The 13405-nt window shown below is 60.7% G+C and carries 17 protein-coding genes and 1 tRNA gene; 4 read left to right on the top strand and 14 right to left on the bottom strand.

The features are described 5' to 3' along the window. Positions 1-12: 12 nt before the first annotated feature. The 8 genes from deoA to C7477_RS11830 all read right to left on the bottom strand — a co-directional run bounded on the left by deoA (position 13) and on the right by C7477_RS11830 (position 7710). Positions 13-1326 (bottom strand): thymidine phosphorylase, encoded by a 1314-nt coding sequence (gene deoA, locus C7477_RS11870; protein WP_110752349.1) that lies wholly within the window; start codon positions 1324-1326, stop codon positions 13-15. Positions 1327-1331: 5 nt separating this feature from the next. Further along, on the bottom strand, positions 1332-2102 hold the full coding sequence (gene deoC / locus C7477_RS11865) for a deoxyribose-phosphate aldolase (RefSeq protein WP_110752346.1): 771 nt from the start codon (positions 2100-2102) through the stop codon (positions 1332-1334). Further along, positions 2099-2902, bottom strand: coding sequence for a purine-nucleoside phosphorylase (locus C7477_RS11860; protein ID WP_110752344.1), 804 nt, complete (start codon positions 2900-2902; stop codon positions 2099-2101). Before C7477_RS11860 ends, deoC begins: the two co-directional genes overlap by 4 nt. A gap of 198 nt (positions 2903-3100) precedes the next feature. Then, positions 3101-3496 (bottom strand): cytidine deaminase, encoded by a 396-nt coding sequence (locus C7477_RS11850; RefSeq protein WP_110752340.1) that lies wholly within the window; start codon positions 3494-3496, stop codon positions 3101-3103. A gap of 20 nt (positions 3497-3516) precedes the next feature. Beyond that, entirely contained in the window at positions 3517-4488 is a 972-nt protein-coding gene (locus tag C7477_RS11845) for an ABC transporter permease (RefSeq protein WP_110752338.1), read from the bottom strand. Beyond that, complete coding sequence (locus C7477_RS11840; RefSeq protein ID WP_110752336.1) at positions 4488-5630, bottom strand: ABC transporter permease; 1143 nt, start codon at positions 5628-5630, stop codon at positions 4488-4490. Before C7477_RS11840 ends, C7477_RS11845 begins: the two co-directional genes overlap by 1 nt. Then, positions 5627-6181: a cysteine hydrolase family protein gene (locus tag C7477_RS11835; protein WP_245411822.1), complete on the bottom strand. Its 555-nt coding sequence runs from the start codon at positions 6179-6181 to the stop codon at positions 5627-5629. Before C7477_RS11835 ends, C7477_RS11840 begins: the two co-directional genes overlap by 4 nt. Further along, positions 6178-7710 (bottom strand): ABC transporter ATP-binding protein, encoded by a 1533-nt coding sequence (locus tag C7477_RS11830; protein ID WP_110752448.1) that lies wholly within the window; start codon positions 7708-7710, stop codon positions 6178-6180. Before C7477_RS11830 ends, C7477_RS11835 begins: the two co-directional genes overlap by 4 nt. A 230-nt stretch (positions 7711-7940) precedes the next feature. Between C7477_RS11830 and C7477_RS11825 the strand changes: the two genes are divergently transcribed. Next, positions 7941-8153: a SlyX family protein gene (locus tag C7477_RS11825; RefSeq protein ID WP_110752334.1), complete on the top strand. Its 213-nt coding sequence runs from the start codon at positions 7941-7943 to the stop codon at positions 8151-8153. Between the two features lie 265 nt (positions 8154-8418). On the opposite strand, the gene C7477_RS11815 is transcribed toward C7477_RS11825, so the two are convergent. The 3 genes from C7477_RS11815 to C7477_RS11805 form a co-directional block, all read right to left on the bottom strand. After that, positions 8419-9423: a BMP family lipoprotein gene (locus tag C7477_RS11815; protein WP_110752330.1), complete on the bottom strand. Its 1005-nt coding sequence runs from the start codon at positions 9421-9423 to the stop codon at positions 8419-8421. 137 nt (positions 9424-9560) lie between these two features. Further along, a complete protein-coding gene (gene msrA / locus C7477_RS11810) occupies positions 9561-10208 on the bottom strand; it encodes a peptide-methionine (S)-S-oxide reductase MsrA (RefSeq protein WP_110752328.1) in 648 nt (215 codons plus the stop codon). A gap of 189 nt (positions 10209-10397) precedes the next feature. Next, positions 10398-10721 carry a hypothetical protein gene (locus tag C7477_RS11805; RefSeq protein WP_110752326.1) on the bottom strand — a complete coding sequence of 108 codons (324 nt, stop codon included), beginning with the start codon at positions 10719-10721 and terminating at the stop codon, positions 10398-10400. Between the two features lie 242 nt (positions 10722-10963). On the opposite strand from C7477_RS11805, the gene C7477_RS11800 reads away from it, so the two are divergent. Then, positions 10964-11053: transfer RNA gene (locus C7477_RS11800), tRNA-Ser, on the top strand. A gap of 2 nt (positions 11054-11055) precedes the next feature. Here the strand turns inward: C7477_RS11800 and C7477_RS11795 are convergent. From C7477_RS11795 to C7477_RS19515, 3 genes are read right to left on the bottom strand one after another with little or no spacing between them, the layout of a single operon-like run. Continuing rightward, positions 11056-11565 (bottom strand): GNAT family protein, encoded by a 510-nt coding sequence (locus tag C7477_RS11795; protein ID WP_110752324.1) that lies wholly within the window; start codon positions 11563-11565, stop codon positions 11056-11058. Then, entirely contained in the window at positions 11562-11852 is a 291-nt protein-coding gene (locus C7477_RS11790) for a type II toxin-antitoxin system TacA family antitoxin (RefSeq protein WP_110752322.1), read from the bottom strand. Before C7477_RS11790 ends, C7477_RS11795 begins: the two co-directional genes overlap by 4 nt. Then, positions 11750-12223, bottom strand: coding sequence for an alginate lyase family protein (locus C7477_RS19515; RefSeq protein ID WP_110752320.1), 474 nt, complete (start codon positions 12221-12223; stop codon positions 11750-11752). The genes C7477_RS11790 and C7477_RS19515 overlap by 103 nt, the downstream gene beginning before the upstream one ends. 435 nt (positions 12224-12658) lie before the next feature. On the opposite strand from C7477_RS19515, the gene C7477_RS11780 reads away from it, so the two are divergent. Next, on the top strand, positions 12659-12925 hold the full coding sequence (locus C7477_RS11780; protein ID WP_245411821.1) for a helix-turn-helix transcriptional regulator: 267 nt from the start codon (positions 12659-12661) through the stop codon (positions 12923-12925). A gap of 7 nt (positions 12926-12932) precedes the next feature. Continuing rightward, positions 12933-13337, top strand: a complete 405-nt coding sequence (locus C7477_RS11775) for a helix-turn-helix domain-containing protein (RefSeq protein ID WP_110752316.1) — start codon at positions 12933-12935, stop codon at positions 13335-13337. The last annotated feature ends 68 nt before the right edge of the window (positions 13338-13405 follow it).

Here is a 13405-nt window from a genome sequence, read left to right as displayed (position 1 = left end):
AAATTCTATTCTTTATCCTGCAATCCGGCGCTTGACCGGATGACTGGCGCGCGGGCGTAATGGCACGAAACCGTAGGCGGCCTGGACAGCGCGAACCGCCGCCTCCGCTGCCGCCTCGTCGCGGGCGTGGACCATCGCGAGCGGGTCGCCCGCGTTCATTTCAGCGCCAATCGGCTGCAGGGCGGTGAGGCCGACTGCGTGATCGATCTTATCCTCGGGGCGCGTGCGTCCGCCTCCAAACGCGACGACGGCCAAGCCCAGCGCGCGGGTTTCAATGGAGCCGACAAAGCCCTTTTGCGGCGACGGCACTTGGCGGATAACAGGCGCGGCGGGGAGATAATGCGCGGGGCGCGATATGAAATCGCTGGGTCCGCCGAGAAGCGCCACCATCCGCCCGAATGTTTCAGCCGCCTTGCCACTTGTCAGCGCTGCTTGCGCCTGTTCCATCGCTTCACGCGGCGTTTGCGCCAAGCGGGCGGTGACGAGCATTTCGGCGGCGAGCGCCAGCGTCACCTCAAGGAGCCGCGCATCGCGCCGGTCGCCGGTGAGGAAGTCGACGGCATTCTTAACCTCGACGGCATTGCCCGCGGCGAGCGCCAGGGGCTGGTCCATGTCGGTGAGGAGCGCCGTGGTGGGAAGGCCCGCACCATTGGCGACCGCGACGAGGCTTTCGGCAAGCGCCGTCGCATCGCGGCTTTTCGTCATAAACGCGCCATTGCCGAATTTCACGTCCAGCACCAGCCCTTGTAAACCGGCGGCGAGCTTCTTCGACAGAATCGAGGCGGTGATGAGCGGGATGGATTCGACCGTCGCCGTCACGTCGCGGATCGCATAGAAGCGCTTGTCGGCGGGCGCCAGATCGGCGGTCTGGCCGATGATGGCGCAGCCGGCCTCGCGCACCGTCGTCTCGAAGCGCGCCTTGTCGGGCTGGCTGATATAGCCGGGAATCGCATCCATCTTGTCGAGTGTGCCGCCGGTATGGCCGAGACCGCGACCGGAAATCATCGGCACATAGGCGCCACAGGCGGCGACGATGGGTGCCAGCATCAGCGAGACATTGTCGCCGACGCCGCCGGTCGAATGCTTGTCCACCACCGGGCCATCGAGCGACGACCAATCGAGCACATCGCCGGAATCGCGCATGGCGAGCGTCAGCCCTACCGCCTCATCGCGGCTCATGCCGTTGAAGAAGACCGCCATGGCGAAGGCGGCTATCTGGCCTTCACTGACAGCGCCGGTGGCGATGCTTCTGGCGAAAAAGGCGATCTGGTCTGGATGCAGCACCTTTCCGTCGCGCTTGGCGCGGATGATTTCTTGCGGCAGCATGGGGATCAATAGCCCGATGACGCCGTGCTGCTCGCGCCGCTGCCCAGCTGGCCAAGCACATCGTCGAGAAGCTTTGACGCGCCGAAGCGGAAGGTTTCCGGTTTTACCCAGCCTTCGCCCATGATCGCATCGGCGAAATCGAGATATTGCGCGGCATCGTCGAGCGTGCGGATGCCGCCGGCGGGCTTCACCCCGGCTGCGCTGCCCGACTCGCGGATCGCTTCCAGCATGATGCGCAACGCCGCCGGCGTGGCATTGATTTCCACCTTGCCGGTCGAGGTCTTGATGAAGTCCGCGCCCTCTTCCAGCGCCACTTCCGAAGCGGACTCGATTGCGGCTTCATCGGCGAGCTTGCCTGTCTCCAGAATGACCTTGAGCTTCACCTTGCGGCCGCAGAGCTTTTTCACGGAGCCGATCATCTGCCGGGAAAGGGCCGCGCCATTGGCGGCGAAATCGCGATAGGGCAGAACGAGATCGATCTCGTCGGCGCCATCGCTTATTGCCCGCCGCGTCTCGGCCAGCACGCCATCGATATCGGTGCCGCCATGGGGGAAATTGACGACCGTCGCGACCCGCACCCCGGTTCCGTGCAGAAGCGCCTTTGCCGTCTCGATGAAACGGGGCCATATGCAGATCGCCGCCGTATGGCCATGCGGGGTTATCGCGCGGGCGCTCAGTTCTGCCACGCCTTGCGCCGTGGAATTGTCGTCAAGGTCGGTCAGGTCGATCAAGGACAGCACGCGAAGCGCCAGCGATCTGCGGTCGTCTGCGGTCATGCGATTTCTCCCACCAGATTTTTTAAGATAGCCTGCAAGCGGCGACCGCCGATGGGCGCCATGTCCTTGGTTTCCTGATGCGACAGTTCCGCTCCGGTCATACCCGCGCCGAAATTGGTGATGACCGAGCAGGCGGCAATACGCAGACCCAGAAAACGGGCGAGGATGACTTCCGGCACGGTGGACATGCCCACCGCATCCGCGCCCAGAACCCGCGCCATGCGGATTTCCGCCGGCGTCTCAAAAGACGGGCCGGAGAACCACATATAGACGCCGCGCGGCAACGCCTCGCCGGCCTTGAGGGCGGCGGCTTCGAAAGCCTGTTTGAGACCGGAATCATAGGCGGACGTCATGCCGACGAAACGCGCATCGGAGGGCTCGCCGATGAGCGGGTTGAGACCGGAATAGTTGATATGATCATCGATCAGCATGACGCTGCCGGGCGCCAGATCTTCACGCACCGAGCCTGCGGCATTGGTGAGGATCAGCGTGTCGATGCCAAGGCTTTTAAGCGTCTCCAGAACGGGACGCATGGCGGCGGCATTGCCATGCTCGTAATAGTGCGCCCGGCCAGAGAGAACGAGCACCGGCTTGCCCGAAAGCCGCCCGGCCACCAGCTCGCCCGCATGGCCGGAAACACCGCTTGGCGGAAAGCCGGGCAGATCGGCATAGGAGAAGCGCACCGCATCCTCGATGCTATCCACGAGGGGACCGAGGCCGGAACCGAGCACGATGGCGACTTTTGGAGCGAGCTTGGTCTCTTCGAGCCGTGCGGCGATCAGGTTTGCTGCTTCGTTCATTTTGAAACACCCCCCTCTGCCCTGCCGGGCATCTCCCCCTCAAGGGGGGAGATTGGCTGACACCGCCATCCGCCTTTATTCTGCAATGTTGGCGATTGGCGCCGCACGTTAATGAGGGCGTAATCTCCCCCCTTGAGGGGGAGATGCCCGGTAGGGCAGAGGGGGGTGAACAGCGTTTCCATCAAAACAAAAATTCCTCTATCCCCCAATCACATCCGTCTTGAAGCCGCGCGGGAGCAGGTCGCCCAGCAGCACGGTTTCCATCACGCCGGTGTTGTCACACAAATGCAGCGGCGTTTCCGGCCCGGCGAATTCGGCCAGACGCTGGCGGCAGCCGCCGCAAGGCGGGCATTTCTCAAGCTTCTCGGCGAGGACGAGAATTTCGGAAATTTCCCCACCCCCTCCCATGACGAAAGCGCCAAGCGCGGTCGTCTCCGCGCACCAGCCTTCCGGGAAAGAAATCACTTCGACATTGCAGCCAGCATAGATGCGCCCGTCCCTTGTGCGCAATGCCGCGCCCACCGGAAATTTCGAATAAGGCGCATGGCATTTCTGCATTGCGGCATGGGCCGCATCAAACAAGTCCTTGGACATGGGCTTTCCCCTCGATATGGTTAGCGTTCCTTGACATAGGGTACCCCGCCCGCCCTTGGGGGGATGGCCTTGCCGATGAAGCCCGCGAGCAGGACGACGGTGAGCACATAGGGCAGCGCCTGCATGAACTGCACCGGCACCTCGCCAATCAACGGCAGCGGGTGACCCTGCATGCGGATCGCCAGCGCATCGAGGAAGCCGAACAGCAGGCAGGCGAACATGGCGTTGACCGGACGCCATTTGGCGAAGATCAGCGCCGCGAGCGCGATATAGCCCTTGCCGGCCGTCATGTCCTTGACGAAGCCCGCGCCTTGCGCCTGGGCAAGGTAGCTCCCTGCCAAGCCGCAGAGGATGCCGCAGCAGATCACGGCCCGATAACGCAGCCATGGGACGGAGATACCCGCCGTATCCACCGCCGCCGGGTTTTCACCCACCGCCCTCAAGCGAAGGCCGAAGCGTGTGCGCTGGAGCACCCACCAGGTGAACGGCACCATGAGGAAGGCGAGATAGACCAGGATGGAATGGCCGGAGATGAGCTCGGAATAGATATAGCCGATGACCGGTACATCCCTCAAGGCCTCCGCGCCGGGCAATTGCAGATCGCCGAAACGCGCAGCTGCAGGCAGCGACGGCGTGCGCCCGCCTTGCCGGAACCAGGCTTGACCCAAGATGACCGTGGTGCCCGCCGCAATGAAATTGATGGCGACGCCGGAGACGATCTGGTTGCCGCGATGGGTGATCGAGGCGAAGCCGTGCACCAGCCCCAGCAGCACCGAAACCAGAACGGCGGCGAGAAGGCCCGCCATTGCCGAGTCCGTGAGATAGGCGGCGGTGCCGGCGGCGAAAGCGCCGGCCAGCATCTTGCCTTCAAGGCCGATATCGAAAATGCCTGACCGCTCGGAATAGAGCCCGGCGAGGCAGGCAAAGAGCAGCGGCACGGAAAGGCGGATGGTGGAATCCAGAAGCTGGATGAGCGTGACGTAAGCGTCCATCAGTGGCTCTCCCCGGTGGTGACGGGCGCGGCGCGTAAGGCAGACCCGGCAATGCGCCCGAACAGGCGCTGGAGCGCCGGGCGGAACATATGCTCAAGCGCGCCGGCGAAGAGGATCACCAGGCCCTGAATGATGACGATCATGTCGCGCGAGATATTGGGCATGTCGAAGGCGATTTCCGCGCCGCCCTGATAGAGCATGCCGAAAAGGATCGCCGCCAGCACGATGCCCAGAGGATGCGAGCGGCCCATCAGCGCCACGGCGATGCCGACGAAGCCCGCGCCGGAGACGAAATCAAGCTGCATGCGATGCTGCGCGCCCATGATCGGGTTGAGCGCCATCATGCCTGCCAATGCGCCCGAAATCATCATGGTGATGATGATTATTTTCGTCTGGCTGATGCCGGCATAATCGGCGGCGCGGGGGCTTAGGCCCAAGGTGCGGATTTCATAGCCAAGGCGCGTGCGCCAGATCAGCACCCAGACGAGGAAGGCAGAGAGAAGCGCCAGCAGAAACGAGACATTGAATGGGGCGGAGCGGACCTTGAGGCCAAACATCTGCAACAGCCAGCCCAATTGCGGCAACTGCCCGCCCGGCCCGAAAACGGCGGTTTCCGGCGCTTGGGACGCGGCGGGTTTCAGGACGCCGACCAGCAGGTAAACCATGAGGCTGGCGGCGATGAAATTGAACATGATGGTGGTGATGACGATATGCGAGCCGCGCCGCGCCTGCAGCCAGGCCGGAATGAGCGCCCATAGCGCACCCGCAAGCGCCGCGCCCAGAATGGCGAGCGGAAAGGTCAGCCACCATGGCAGGAGATTGCCGACGGCAAGACAGACCAGCGAGACGCCCAGGCCGCCGAGATAGGCCTGCCCTTCACCGCCGATATTGAAGAGGCCGCAATGGAAGGCTACCGCCACGCAAAGGCCGGTGAAAATGAAGTTCGTGGCGTAATAGAGCGTATAACCGATGCCCTGTCCGGAGCCGAACGCGCCCTTGACCATCAGCACCGCCGCCTGCAGCGGATTTTCCCCGACGAGCAGAACCACCAGCCCCGCGACGAGAAAGGCGACGATCAGATTGACGAGCGGGATCAGGCCGTAATCCGCCCAGGCGGGGAGCTTGGCGAAAGGTTGGCTCATGGCAGGGCCTCGATAATGGCTTTTGAATTGGAGATACGCGCGTATTCGCCATCGAGGATGGACAGGGTGAGGGCATGGACATCTTCGGCTGCCCACGTCTTGCCGTTATGGTCCGTGCGGTTGACGCTTGCCACCGCATCTTCGGCGATGGTGACCTCGAAGCCGAGATTGGCAGCCATCCGCACGGTCGCATCGACGGAGTTTTCAAGGAGAACGCCGGTAACGACAAGGCTGCCGATTTGCAACTCGTCGAGCACATCCATCAGATCGGTGCCGATGAAGGCATTGTTGGTGCGTTTATCAACAACAGGCTCGCCCGGCTGCGGCGCTACTTCCGCCTTGAACTCATTGCCGCTGGTGCCGGGACGGTAGGGCGAATCCGGATCGGTGGAATCGTGGCGGATATGGATCACCGGCAGGCGGCGTTCGCGCCACGCGGCGAGCAATTGCGCGATGGCCGCCTCTGCTCCGGGCTGGCCACGTCTGCCCCATTTCGGATCATCGATCGCATTCTGCACATCGATAATCATGAGTGCCTGTGTCGCAATCATTCCGCTGCCGCTTTCTTTTCCACGCCCGCCATCAGCAGGCCGATTTCGCCTTCGCTTGCCTCTGGGCCGCATTCGCCGGCGATGCGGCCGGCGAACATCACCAGGATGCGGTCGGAGAGCGAGCGGATTTCATCCAATTCGACGGAGACGAGCAACACGGCCTTGCCGGCATCGCGCATCTCGATGATGCGGCGGTGGATGAACTCGATGGCGCCGACATCGACCCCGCGTGTCGGCTGGGCGACGATGAGAACTGATGGATCGCGCTCGATCTCACGCGCGAGCACGATTTTCTGCTGGTTGCCGCCGGAAAAATTGGCGGTCTTCAGGCGGGCGTCGGCGGGGCGGATATCGTATTGCGCGATCTTCTTCTGCGCGTCCGCGCGTATCGCCTCGATGTCAAGGAACGGCCCCTTGAGATAGCGCGGATCGTCGTGATAGCCGAGAATGGCGTTCTCGCTTTCCTCGAAAGGAAGCACCAGCCCCATGTGGTGCCGATCCTCCGGCACATGAGCGAGCCCGCGTTGCCTGAGTTCCGCCGGGTTGGCCCTGCCGGTGACATCGACCGGCCGGCCATCGAGCGTCACCTTTCCCGAAACCGCGCGGCGAATGCCGGCAATCGCCTCGATCAGCTCCGACTGACCATTGCCCGCCACGCCGGCGATGCCGACAATCTCGCCGGCGCGAACATTGAAGGAGACGTTTTCGACAACGACACACCCCCGGTTGTCGCGTACGGTCAAATTCTCGACCGCAAGCTTGACCTCGCCGGGCTTCGCCGCGCCTTTGTCGACACGCAGGAGCACACGCCTTCCGACCATCAGCTCCGCCAATTCCTCGACGCTTGCATCCTTAGTCTTCAGCGTCGCGACGATCTCCCCCTGCCTCATGACCGAGACGTTATCGGTGACGGCCTTGATCTCACGCAGCTTGTGGGTGATGAGGACGATGGTCTTTCCCTGCTCTTTGAGTTTCCTCAAGATGCGGAAAAGATGGTCGGCCTCCGCGGGGGTGAGCACGCCCGTCGGCTCGTCGAGGATCAGAATATCGGCGCCGCGATAGAGTGCTTTCAGGATTTCCACGCGCTGCTGCAGGCCAAGCGGCAAATCCTCGATCAGCGCGTCGGGATCGACTTCGAGGCCATATTCTTCCTCCAGCCGTCGCAATGTCGCGCGAACTTTGGCGATGCCCTTGGAGAGCAGCGGCGCGCCCTCGACGCCGAGCATGATATTTTCCAGCACAGTGAAGTTTTCCACCAGCATGAAATGCTGGTGCACCATGCCGATGCCGGCGGCGATGGCCGCATTGGGATCGATGATGGCGACCTTTTTGCCATTGACGCGGATCTCGCCGCGATCGGCCTGATAGAAGCCGTAGAGGATAGACATCAGCGTCGACTTGCCCGCGCCGTTCTCGCCGATGATGCCGTGAATGGTACCCCGTTCTATCGCCAAATTGATATCGCGGTTGGCATGGACCAACCCGAAACGCTTGTCGATGCCGATGAGTTCGATTGCAGCCCGCGCCATATCCCATCCATTGGTGATCTTCATTCCCGGATGGTCAAACCGCCAGCCAGTCCTTTAAACGCATAATCTTATCCGAAAAGTCTGCAACTTTTCGGGGCCATGCTTTTTAGCACGAATCATCCAAGGACGCCGCCCGTGTCAACACCAAAGAGTCCGAAAGACGCCTCAAGCGGTGGATTGATCGGACCGTTTCTGGCAGGGTTACCCTTTGATATCGGACGGAGACAACGATGAACGGCACCGACGCGGAGCGTATCGTGGAACTGGAAATCCGCATCGCGGAGCAGGAGAAGACGATCGAGGAACTCTCCGGGCAGATCACCGAGCAGTGGAAGACCATCGAAGCGATGCGTAAAAAGCTCGATGCGCTGACGGATCGGTTTCTCGTGCTGGAGGAACAGGCCGCGCCGGATATTCCGGTGACGAAGCCGCCGCATTGGTGAGGGTGAAATGTCTGTGCGCTTCCTCACACCCCCCTCTGCCTTGCCAGGCATCTCCCCCTCAAGGGGGGAGATTGGCTGGCATCGACTGCTACCCTCTTCTACAATGTCGGCGATTGGCGCTGACCGTTCATGAAGGCGTAATCTCCCCCCTTGAGGGGGAGATGGCTGGCAAGCCAGGGGGGTATGCCTGGAACCAGCGTTTTTCAATACAAAACCGCCGGGCTCATCACCCGGCGGTTTCGCATTCAATCCACAGGCCGCCCGATCAATAAGGGCACTTGTTGTCCGTCATGTAGTCATGAACGGTGATCTTGCCGGCGATGATATCGGCCTTGGCTGTTTCGACAGCCTTTTTCATTTCCGGGCTGATCAGCTTTTCGTTGTATTCATCGACAGAATAATCGACGCCATTTTCCTTCAGGCCCAAATTCTGAGTGCCGGCGGTGAACTTGCCATCAGCCGCATCCTTGAAGGCGTTGTAGACGGCAGTATCGACGCGCTTGACCATGGACGTCAGCACATGGCCGGGATGCAGGCCATCCTGATTTGAATCGACGCCGATGCCGAGCTTGCCGGCGTCGGCAACCGCCTGGAGCACGCCGATGCCGGTGCCGCCGGCCGCGTGGTAGATCACATCCGCGCCCTGGTCCATCTGCGATTTGGCGATCTCGGCGCCCTTGGCCGGATCGTTCCATGCCGAAGGCGTGTCGCCGGTCATGTTCTGGATGACTTTGGCGTCCTTGCTGGTGGCCTTGACGCCGGCGACATAGCCGCAGGCGAACTTGCGGATCAGCGGCACATCCATGCCGCCCACAAAGCCGACCGTGCCGGACTTGGAGGCCATGGCGCCCAGGAGGCCGACGAGATAGGAGCCTTCCTCTTCCTTGAAGACGACGGAGCGGACATTCGGCTTGTTCTCTACCACCGCATCGATGATGACGAATTGGGTGTCGGGGAATTCGGTCGCCACTTTTTCGATGGCCGCCGTTGCGGTGAAGCCGGCGATGACGATGGGCGAATTGCCGTCTTCGGCAAATTTGCGCAATGCCTGCTCGCGCTGCGCCTCATTCTGGATCTCGAACTCGCGATAGGCGATGCCGGTGTCCTTCTTGTATTTCTCGGCGCCATCATAGGCCGCTTCGTTGAACGATTTGTCGAATTTTCCGCCAAGATCGTAGACGACAGCCGGCTCGGCCGCCCAAGCGCCGGCCGACATGCCGCCCACGGAAAGGGCGGTCGCGGCCATCAGGCCAAGGACAATCTGTTTCATTTTCTAAACCCTCTGGATCACTCTATACAGATTATACAGCGCGCAGACCCACCCGCACACTTGAGCTTCAATCTGGCATGCCGGCAAACGAATTTCACGCGGAATCTTAGGCGCCGGGAAACTCCCCACAGTTGTCGTCAGGACGCGACACAGGCGACGCCCGTACCTTTCAGGCCGCAATAGCCGCCGGGGTTCTTGGCAAGATATTGCTGGTGGTAATCCTCGGCGTAATAGAATTCCGGCGCGTCCAGGATTTCGGTGGTGATTTCACCGAGCCCTCGCGCATCCAGCGCCTTCTGATACGCTTCGCGACTGTCCTCGGCAACGCGCCGATCCTCGGGCGAAAATGTATAGATGCCGGAGCGATAAGTGGTGCCGATATCGTTGCCCTGCCGCATGCCCTGCGTCGGGTCATGCTCTTCCCAGAAGGTTTTAAGGAGATCGGCAAGATTGACGATCGCCGGATCATAGACCACCAGAACCACTTCGTTGTGTCCGGTCAGGCCGGTGCAGGTTTCCTCATAGGTCGGGTTCGGCGTGATGCCGCCGGCATAGCCTGCCGCCGTCGCATGGACGCCCGGCATCTGCCAGAACAGCCGCTCCACGCCCCAGAAGCAGCCCATGCCGAACATGATCTTCTTCATGTTGCCGGGCCACGGCCCCTTGAGCGGTCTTCCCGTGATGAAATGCGTGAGGGCCGTCGGGATCGAAGCGGCCCGGCCCGGGAGTGCCTCTTCCAGCGCCGGCATCCGCGTTTTCCGGCTCAGTTTTTCAATCAGCGACATCCGCTTTCTCCTATGGTCAATTTCGTTTCAGCCGCATGATCTTGTCCGAAAAGCTAGCCAACTTTTCGGGATCATGCCGCTTGCCTGGCCGCATGATCTTATCCAAAAAGTCTGCAACTTTTCGGGATCATGCCGCTTACCTAGCCGCATGATCTTATCCGAAAAGTCTGCAACTTTTCGGGATCATGCTCAGTCAACGACCAAATGGCCAAACCTGGCTTCGCGGCGATATCCCATGGCATAAAAGAGCAGCGCCATACTCGCGAAGACAGCCCAGGCGGGACAATCCAGCACCCAGACCAGCACCGGGTCCCAGCCGATAGGTCCGATATAATGCGTCACCAGCGTTTTTGCATCGGCAAAGGTTTGCGGGGAGGCGGCGGCCCAGATATCCGCCAAAGGTGTAGCGACCATTCTCGACGCGCCCACGGAGCGCGCGGCATCGAGTACGGCGAGGATGACGGAGAGCGCCAGCGCGGCGATGGCGAATACGCGAAACAGAAAACGGAACATGGGTACACTCTGTGAATTTGGCAATCAGCCGTCCCGAATTTTAGAGCGCGACGATGCACGGCGCAATCGCCGCCGGGCGAGATCAGATTCTTTTCGGATTCATGCGAAATAGCGGTTGAACGCGCGGCTTTTCTGACTATAGTCCGCGCCGCACCGGATGGTTGGCGCCTAACCAACGCCATCGAATGTTCGGTGCATTTATTTATCTGTTCCCCGCCTCAAATTTGCGGGAACAGACGGACGGAGAGGTGGCCGAGTGGTTGAAGGCGCACGCCTGGAAAGTGTGTATACGGGAAACCGTATCGCGGGTTCGAATCCCGCTCTCTCCGCCAGTTCAGTTCTGCCCGATCAAGCTCAATGCCGTCGTCACCGATAGATAAAGCGTACGCGGTCGCTCGATCAAAGGTATGAACCCAAAGCTCGCGTAGAATGATGCGGCCTTGTCGTCGATGGCGTCGGCGAAGATGGCATGTGCTCCGATGGACGAGGTTGCGACAGTCTTGATCGCATCGAACAGCAAAACCTCCCCAAGCCCTTGCCCGGCATAGTCGCCATGGCGACCGAGCCAGCCGATCAGCACTGCCGGGACGGAAGGATAGCGCGGCAGCTTTTTCGCCAGGGACTCGGGAACTTCATTCAGAGGCACGTTGCTGGAAGACAGGGTATAGAATCCGGAAACACGATCCGTCGCAATCTCCCTTGCTACGAAGCAGGTCGCATATTTGCGCTTCACGTCCTGCGATACTATTTCGCGGAAATAGGTATCGATACGCTCGTTGCCACAAGAGAAGTCTGTTCGCTTGTGCTTCTTGTCCAGCGGCTCGATGATGAAGCGGGCGCTCACCGGCGCTCGATCAGTTCGGCGTGCCGCTTGGCGGCGCGGGCCAGCCGCTCATTCGGCTTGGGCGGATCGATCAACGCCTCCGCGAAGCGGATTTGATCGGCGCGCGCAAGGCGCATGATTTCGGCCTGTTCGACAACGCGCCGGGCGTCCTCGCCTGCGGTGGCGATAAGATAGCCCGTCAGTGTCATGCCGCGCAGGCGCGCCGCGCGTTGCATTTGATCGTAGACCTGGGCCGGAATGCGCGCTTCGAGCCGGGCGGTATCGTTTTCGACAATGGGTTTGGGCATGACACATTCCTTTCCGTTTTTATACGGCAAAATGCCGTATCATTCAAGCGCAATATATTGAAGCTTCCGCCTTCGGGGAACCGATATGGGCGAGCCCTGCGCTTTGCCCGCAGCGGCGGCGATGGCCGCTGGGTCGCGTAAGAGCGCAGCGTGAATTGCACGATCCTGCGCAAGGCGCCATTGCAGACATTATAGGCCGGAATGCCGTTTGCCTCGGCAAATGCGGCGGTCGGCATCAAAGCGTTCAAGGCAAAGAGATGGTACTCACGGGCTTTTTTCCCCGCGCCAATTCTAGCGGCAATCCACCTTGTTCGGTCGTGCCGCAGACCCCGGCGCGGTAGGTCAGGACGGGCCGTCCGATCGCAGCGCATCGAGCCAGACGGCCACGGTAGCGACGGTCAGCACAATAGATACGGCTGACAGCAGGCCGTTGATGAGATCGAGCATCGGGCTACGATGCGTCCGTTTCCGGCTGACCTTCCGCGAGCGCTTGCACCAATGCCAGCGCTTCCCGCCTTTTTGCCGGGTCTGAAATTTGAAGGAAGGCTTGAACGAGTTTCAGGCCTTCTTGCGGAGTCGGCTTATCGGTTGAGGTCGAAACATCTTCTGTTTGTAATGTCATTTTTCCCCGCATGATTGCTTAATTGAGATAATCAACAATTTCGGACGGGTGACGGCAGGCAAAGTTCTGCTATCCTCAGAATCAGCCACGATCCGAGCTCTCACCAGCTTGATTTTGGTCAGGCCGGGCAAGATGGCTCAAACATCTCGCTCGGCTGCATTTTCCATAACAAGCTACCTACAAAATGATTGATGTCAATCAGAAAGTACGACGTATGAAAAGCCTGACACCGGAACAGTGCCGTGGTGCACGAGGTATGCTCGGTTGGAGTCAGGCAGAATTGGCTGAGGCTGCAAATGTTTCCCGGCAGACAATCGCAGATTTCGAACGCGGTGCGCGCATGCCGATTTCCAATAATCTCGCCAGCCTTGTCGCGGCATTCGAAGCGGTCGGAATCGAGTTCATCCCTGAAAACGGCGGTGGCCCTGGCGTGAGATTGCGGGTCCCGTAAGGCCATTATGCCGCAACCTTCACCAAATCCGCCGCATCCAGCGGACGACCGAGAGAAGCTCATTGCCGCGCGTGCAGCCCGACTTCGCCAGGCGAGGATTGCCGCCGGGTTCAAGACTTTGCGCGCCGCGGCCAAGAAATCCGGGATAATCGAAGACACCTATCGCGCTCACGAGATCGGCAAGAACACATTCGACGCCGACGTTGCGTTGAAATACAGCAAGGCCTTTGGAGTTGATCTTGTCTGGCTCATGCTGCCTGGCCTAACAGATGAAACGGGCATTGAGGGAGCCGATACGGTGCGAGCTACCCGGCTTCTTGAGCAGTTGGTTGTCGCGTTGCGGAGCGGCGATATCCGGGCATTAGCCAATGCGACAGAAGAGGCCGAGCAGTTCCTCAGTAAAAGACGGTAATAGCTCCACCGAATAATGGCGTGGCCACGCCATGGGAACGATATGGGCGACCCCTGCGTTTTCCGCTC

Origin of the sequence: Paramesorhizobium leguminum, from assembly GCF_003217235.1 — a bacterium.
GTDB lineage: Bacteria > Pseudomonadota > Alphaproteobacteria > Rhizobiales > Rhizobiaceae > Paramesorhizobium > Paramesorhizobium leguminum.
Note: the sequence above shows the minus strand (reverse complement) of the source record. Positions and strands in the feature narration are given on the sequence as shown.

Bases quoted from the DNA above. Each gene is read 5' to 3' on its own strand.
- C7477_RS11860 (WP_110752344.1), bottom strand. From the start codon at position 2,902: ATGAACGAAGCAGCAAACCTGATCGCCGCACGGCTCGAAGAGACCAAG.
- deoA (WP_110752349.1), bottom strand. From the start codon at position 1,326: ATGCTGCCGCAAGAAATCATCCGCGCCAAGCGCGACGGAAAGGTGCTG.
- C7477_RS11815 (WP_110752330.1), bottom strand. From the start codon at position 9,423: ATGAAACAGATTGTCCTTGGCCTGATGGCCGCGACCGCCCTTTCCGTG.
- C7477_RS19515 (WP_110752320.1), bottom strand. From the start codon at position 12,223: ATGCGCTGCGATCGGACGGCCCGTCCTGACCTACCGCGCCGGGGTCTG.
- msrA (WP_110752328.1), bottom strand. From the start codon at position 10,208: ATGTCGCTGATTGAAAAACTGAGCCGGAAAACGCGGATGCCGGCGCTG.
- deoC (WP_110752346.1), bottom strand. From the start codon at position 2,102: ATGACCGCAGACGACCGCAGATCGCTGGCGCTTCGCGTGCTGTCCTTG.
- C7477_RS11850 (WP_110752340.1), bottom strand. From the start codon at position 3,496: ATGTCCAAGGACTTGTTTGATGCGGCCCATGCCGCAATGCAGAAATGC.
- C7477_RS11840 (WP_110752336.1), bottom strand. From the start codon at position 5,630: ATGAGCCAACCTTTCGCCAAGCTCCCCGCCTGGGCGGATTACGGCCTG.
- C7477_RS11845 (WP_110752338.1), bottom strand. From the start codon at position 4,488: ATGGACGCTTACGTCACGCTCATCCAGCTTCTGGATTCCACCATCCGC.
- C7477_RS11775 (WP_110752316.1), top strand. From the start codon at position 12,933: ATGCCGCAACCTTCACCAAATCCGCCGCATCCAGCGGACGACCGAGAG.
- C7477_RS11790 (WP_110752322.1), bottom strand. From the start codon at position 11,852: ATGCCCAAACCCATTGTCGAAAACGATACCGCCCGGCTCGAAGCGCGC.
- C7477_RS11780 (WP_245411821.1), top strand. From the start codon at position 12,659: ATGATTGATGTCAATCAGAAAGTACGACGTATGAAAAGCCTGACACCG.
- C7477_RS11830 (WP_110752448.1), bottom strand. From the start codon at position 7,710: ATGGCGCGGGCTGCAATCGAACTCATCGGCATCGACAAGCGTTTCGGG.
- C7477_RS11805 (WP_110752326.1), bottom strand. From the start codon at position 10,721: ATGTTCCGTTTTCTGTTTCGCGTATTCGCCATCGCCGCGCTGGCGCTC.
- C7477_RS11825 (WP_110752334.1), top strand. From the start codon at position 7,941: ATGAACGGCACCGACGCGGAGCGTATCGTGGAACTGGAAATCCGCATC.
- C7477_RS11835 (WP_245411822.1), bottom strand. From the start codon at position 6,181: ATGATTGCGACACAGGCACTCATGATTATCGATGTGCAGAATGCGATC.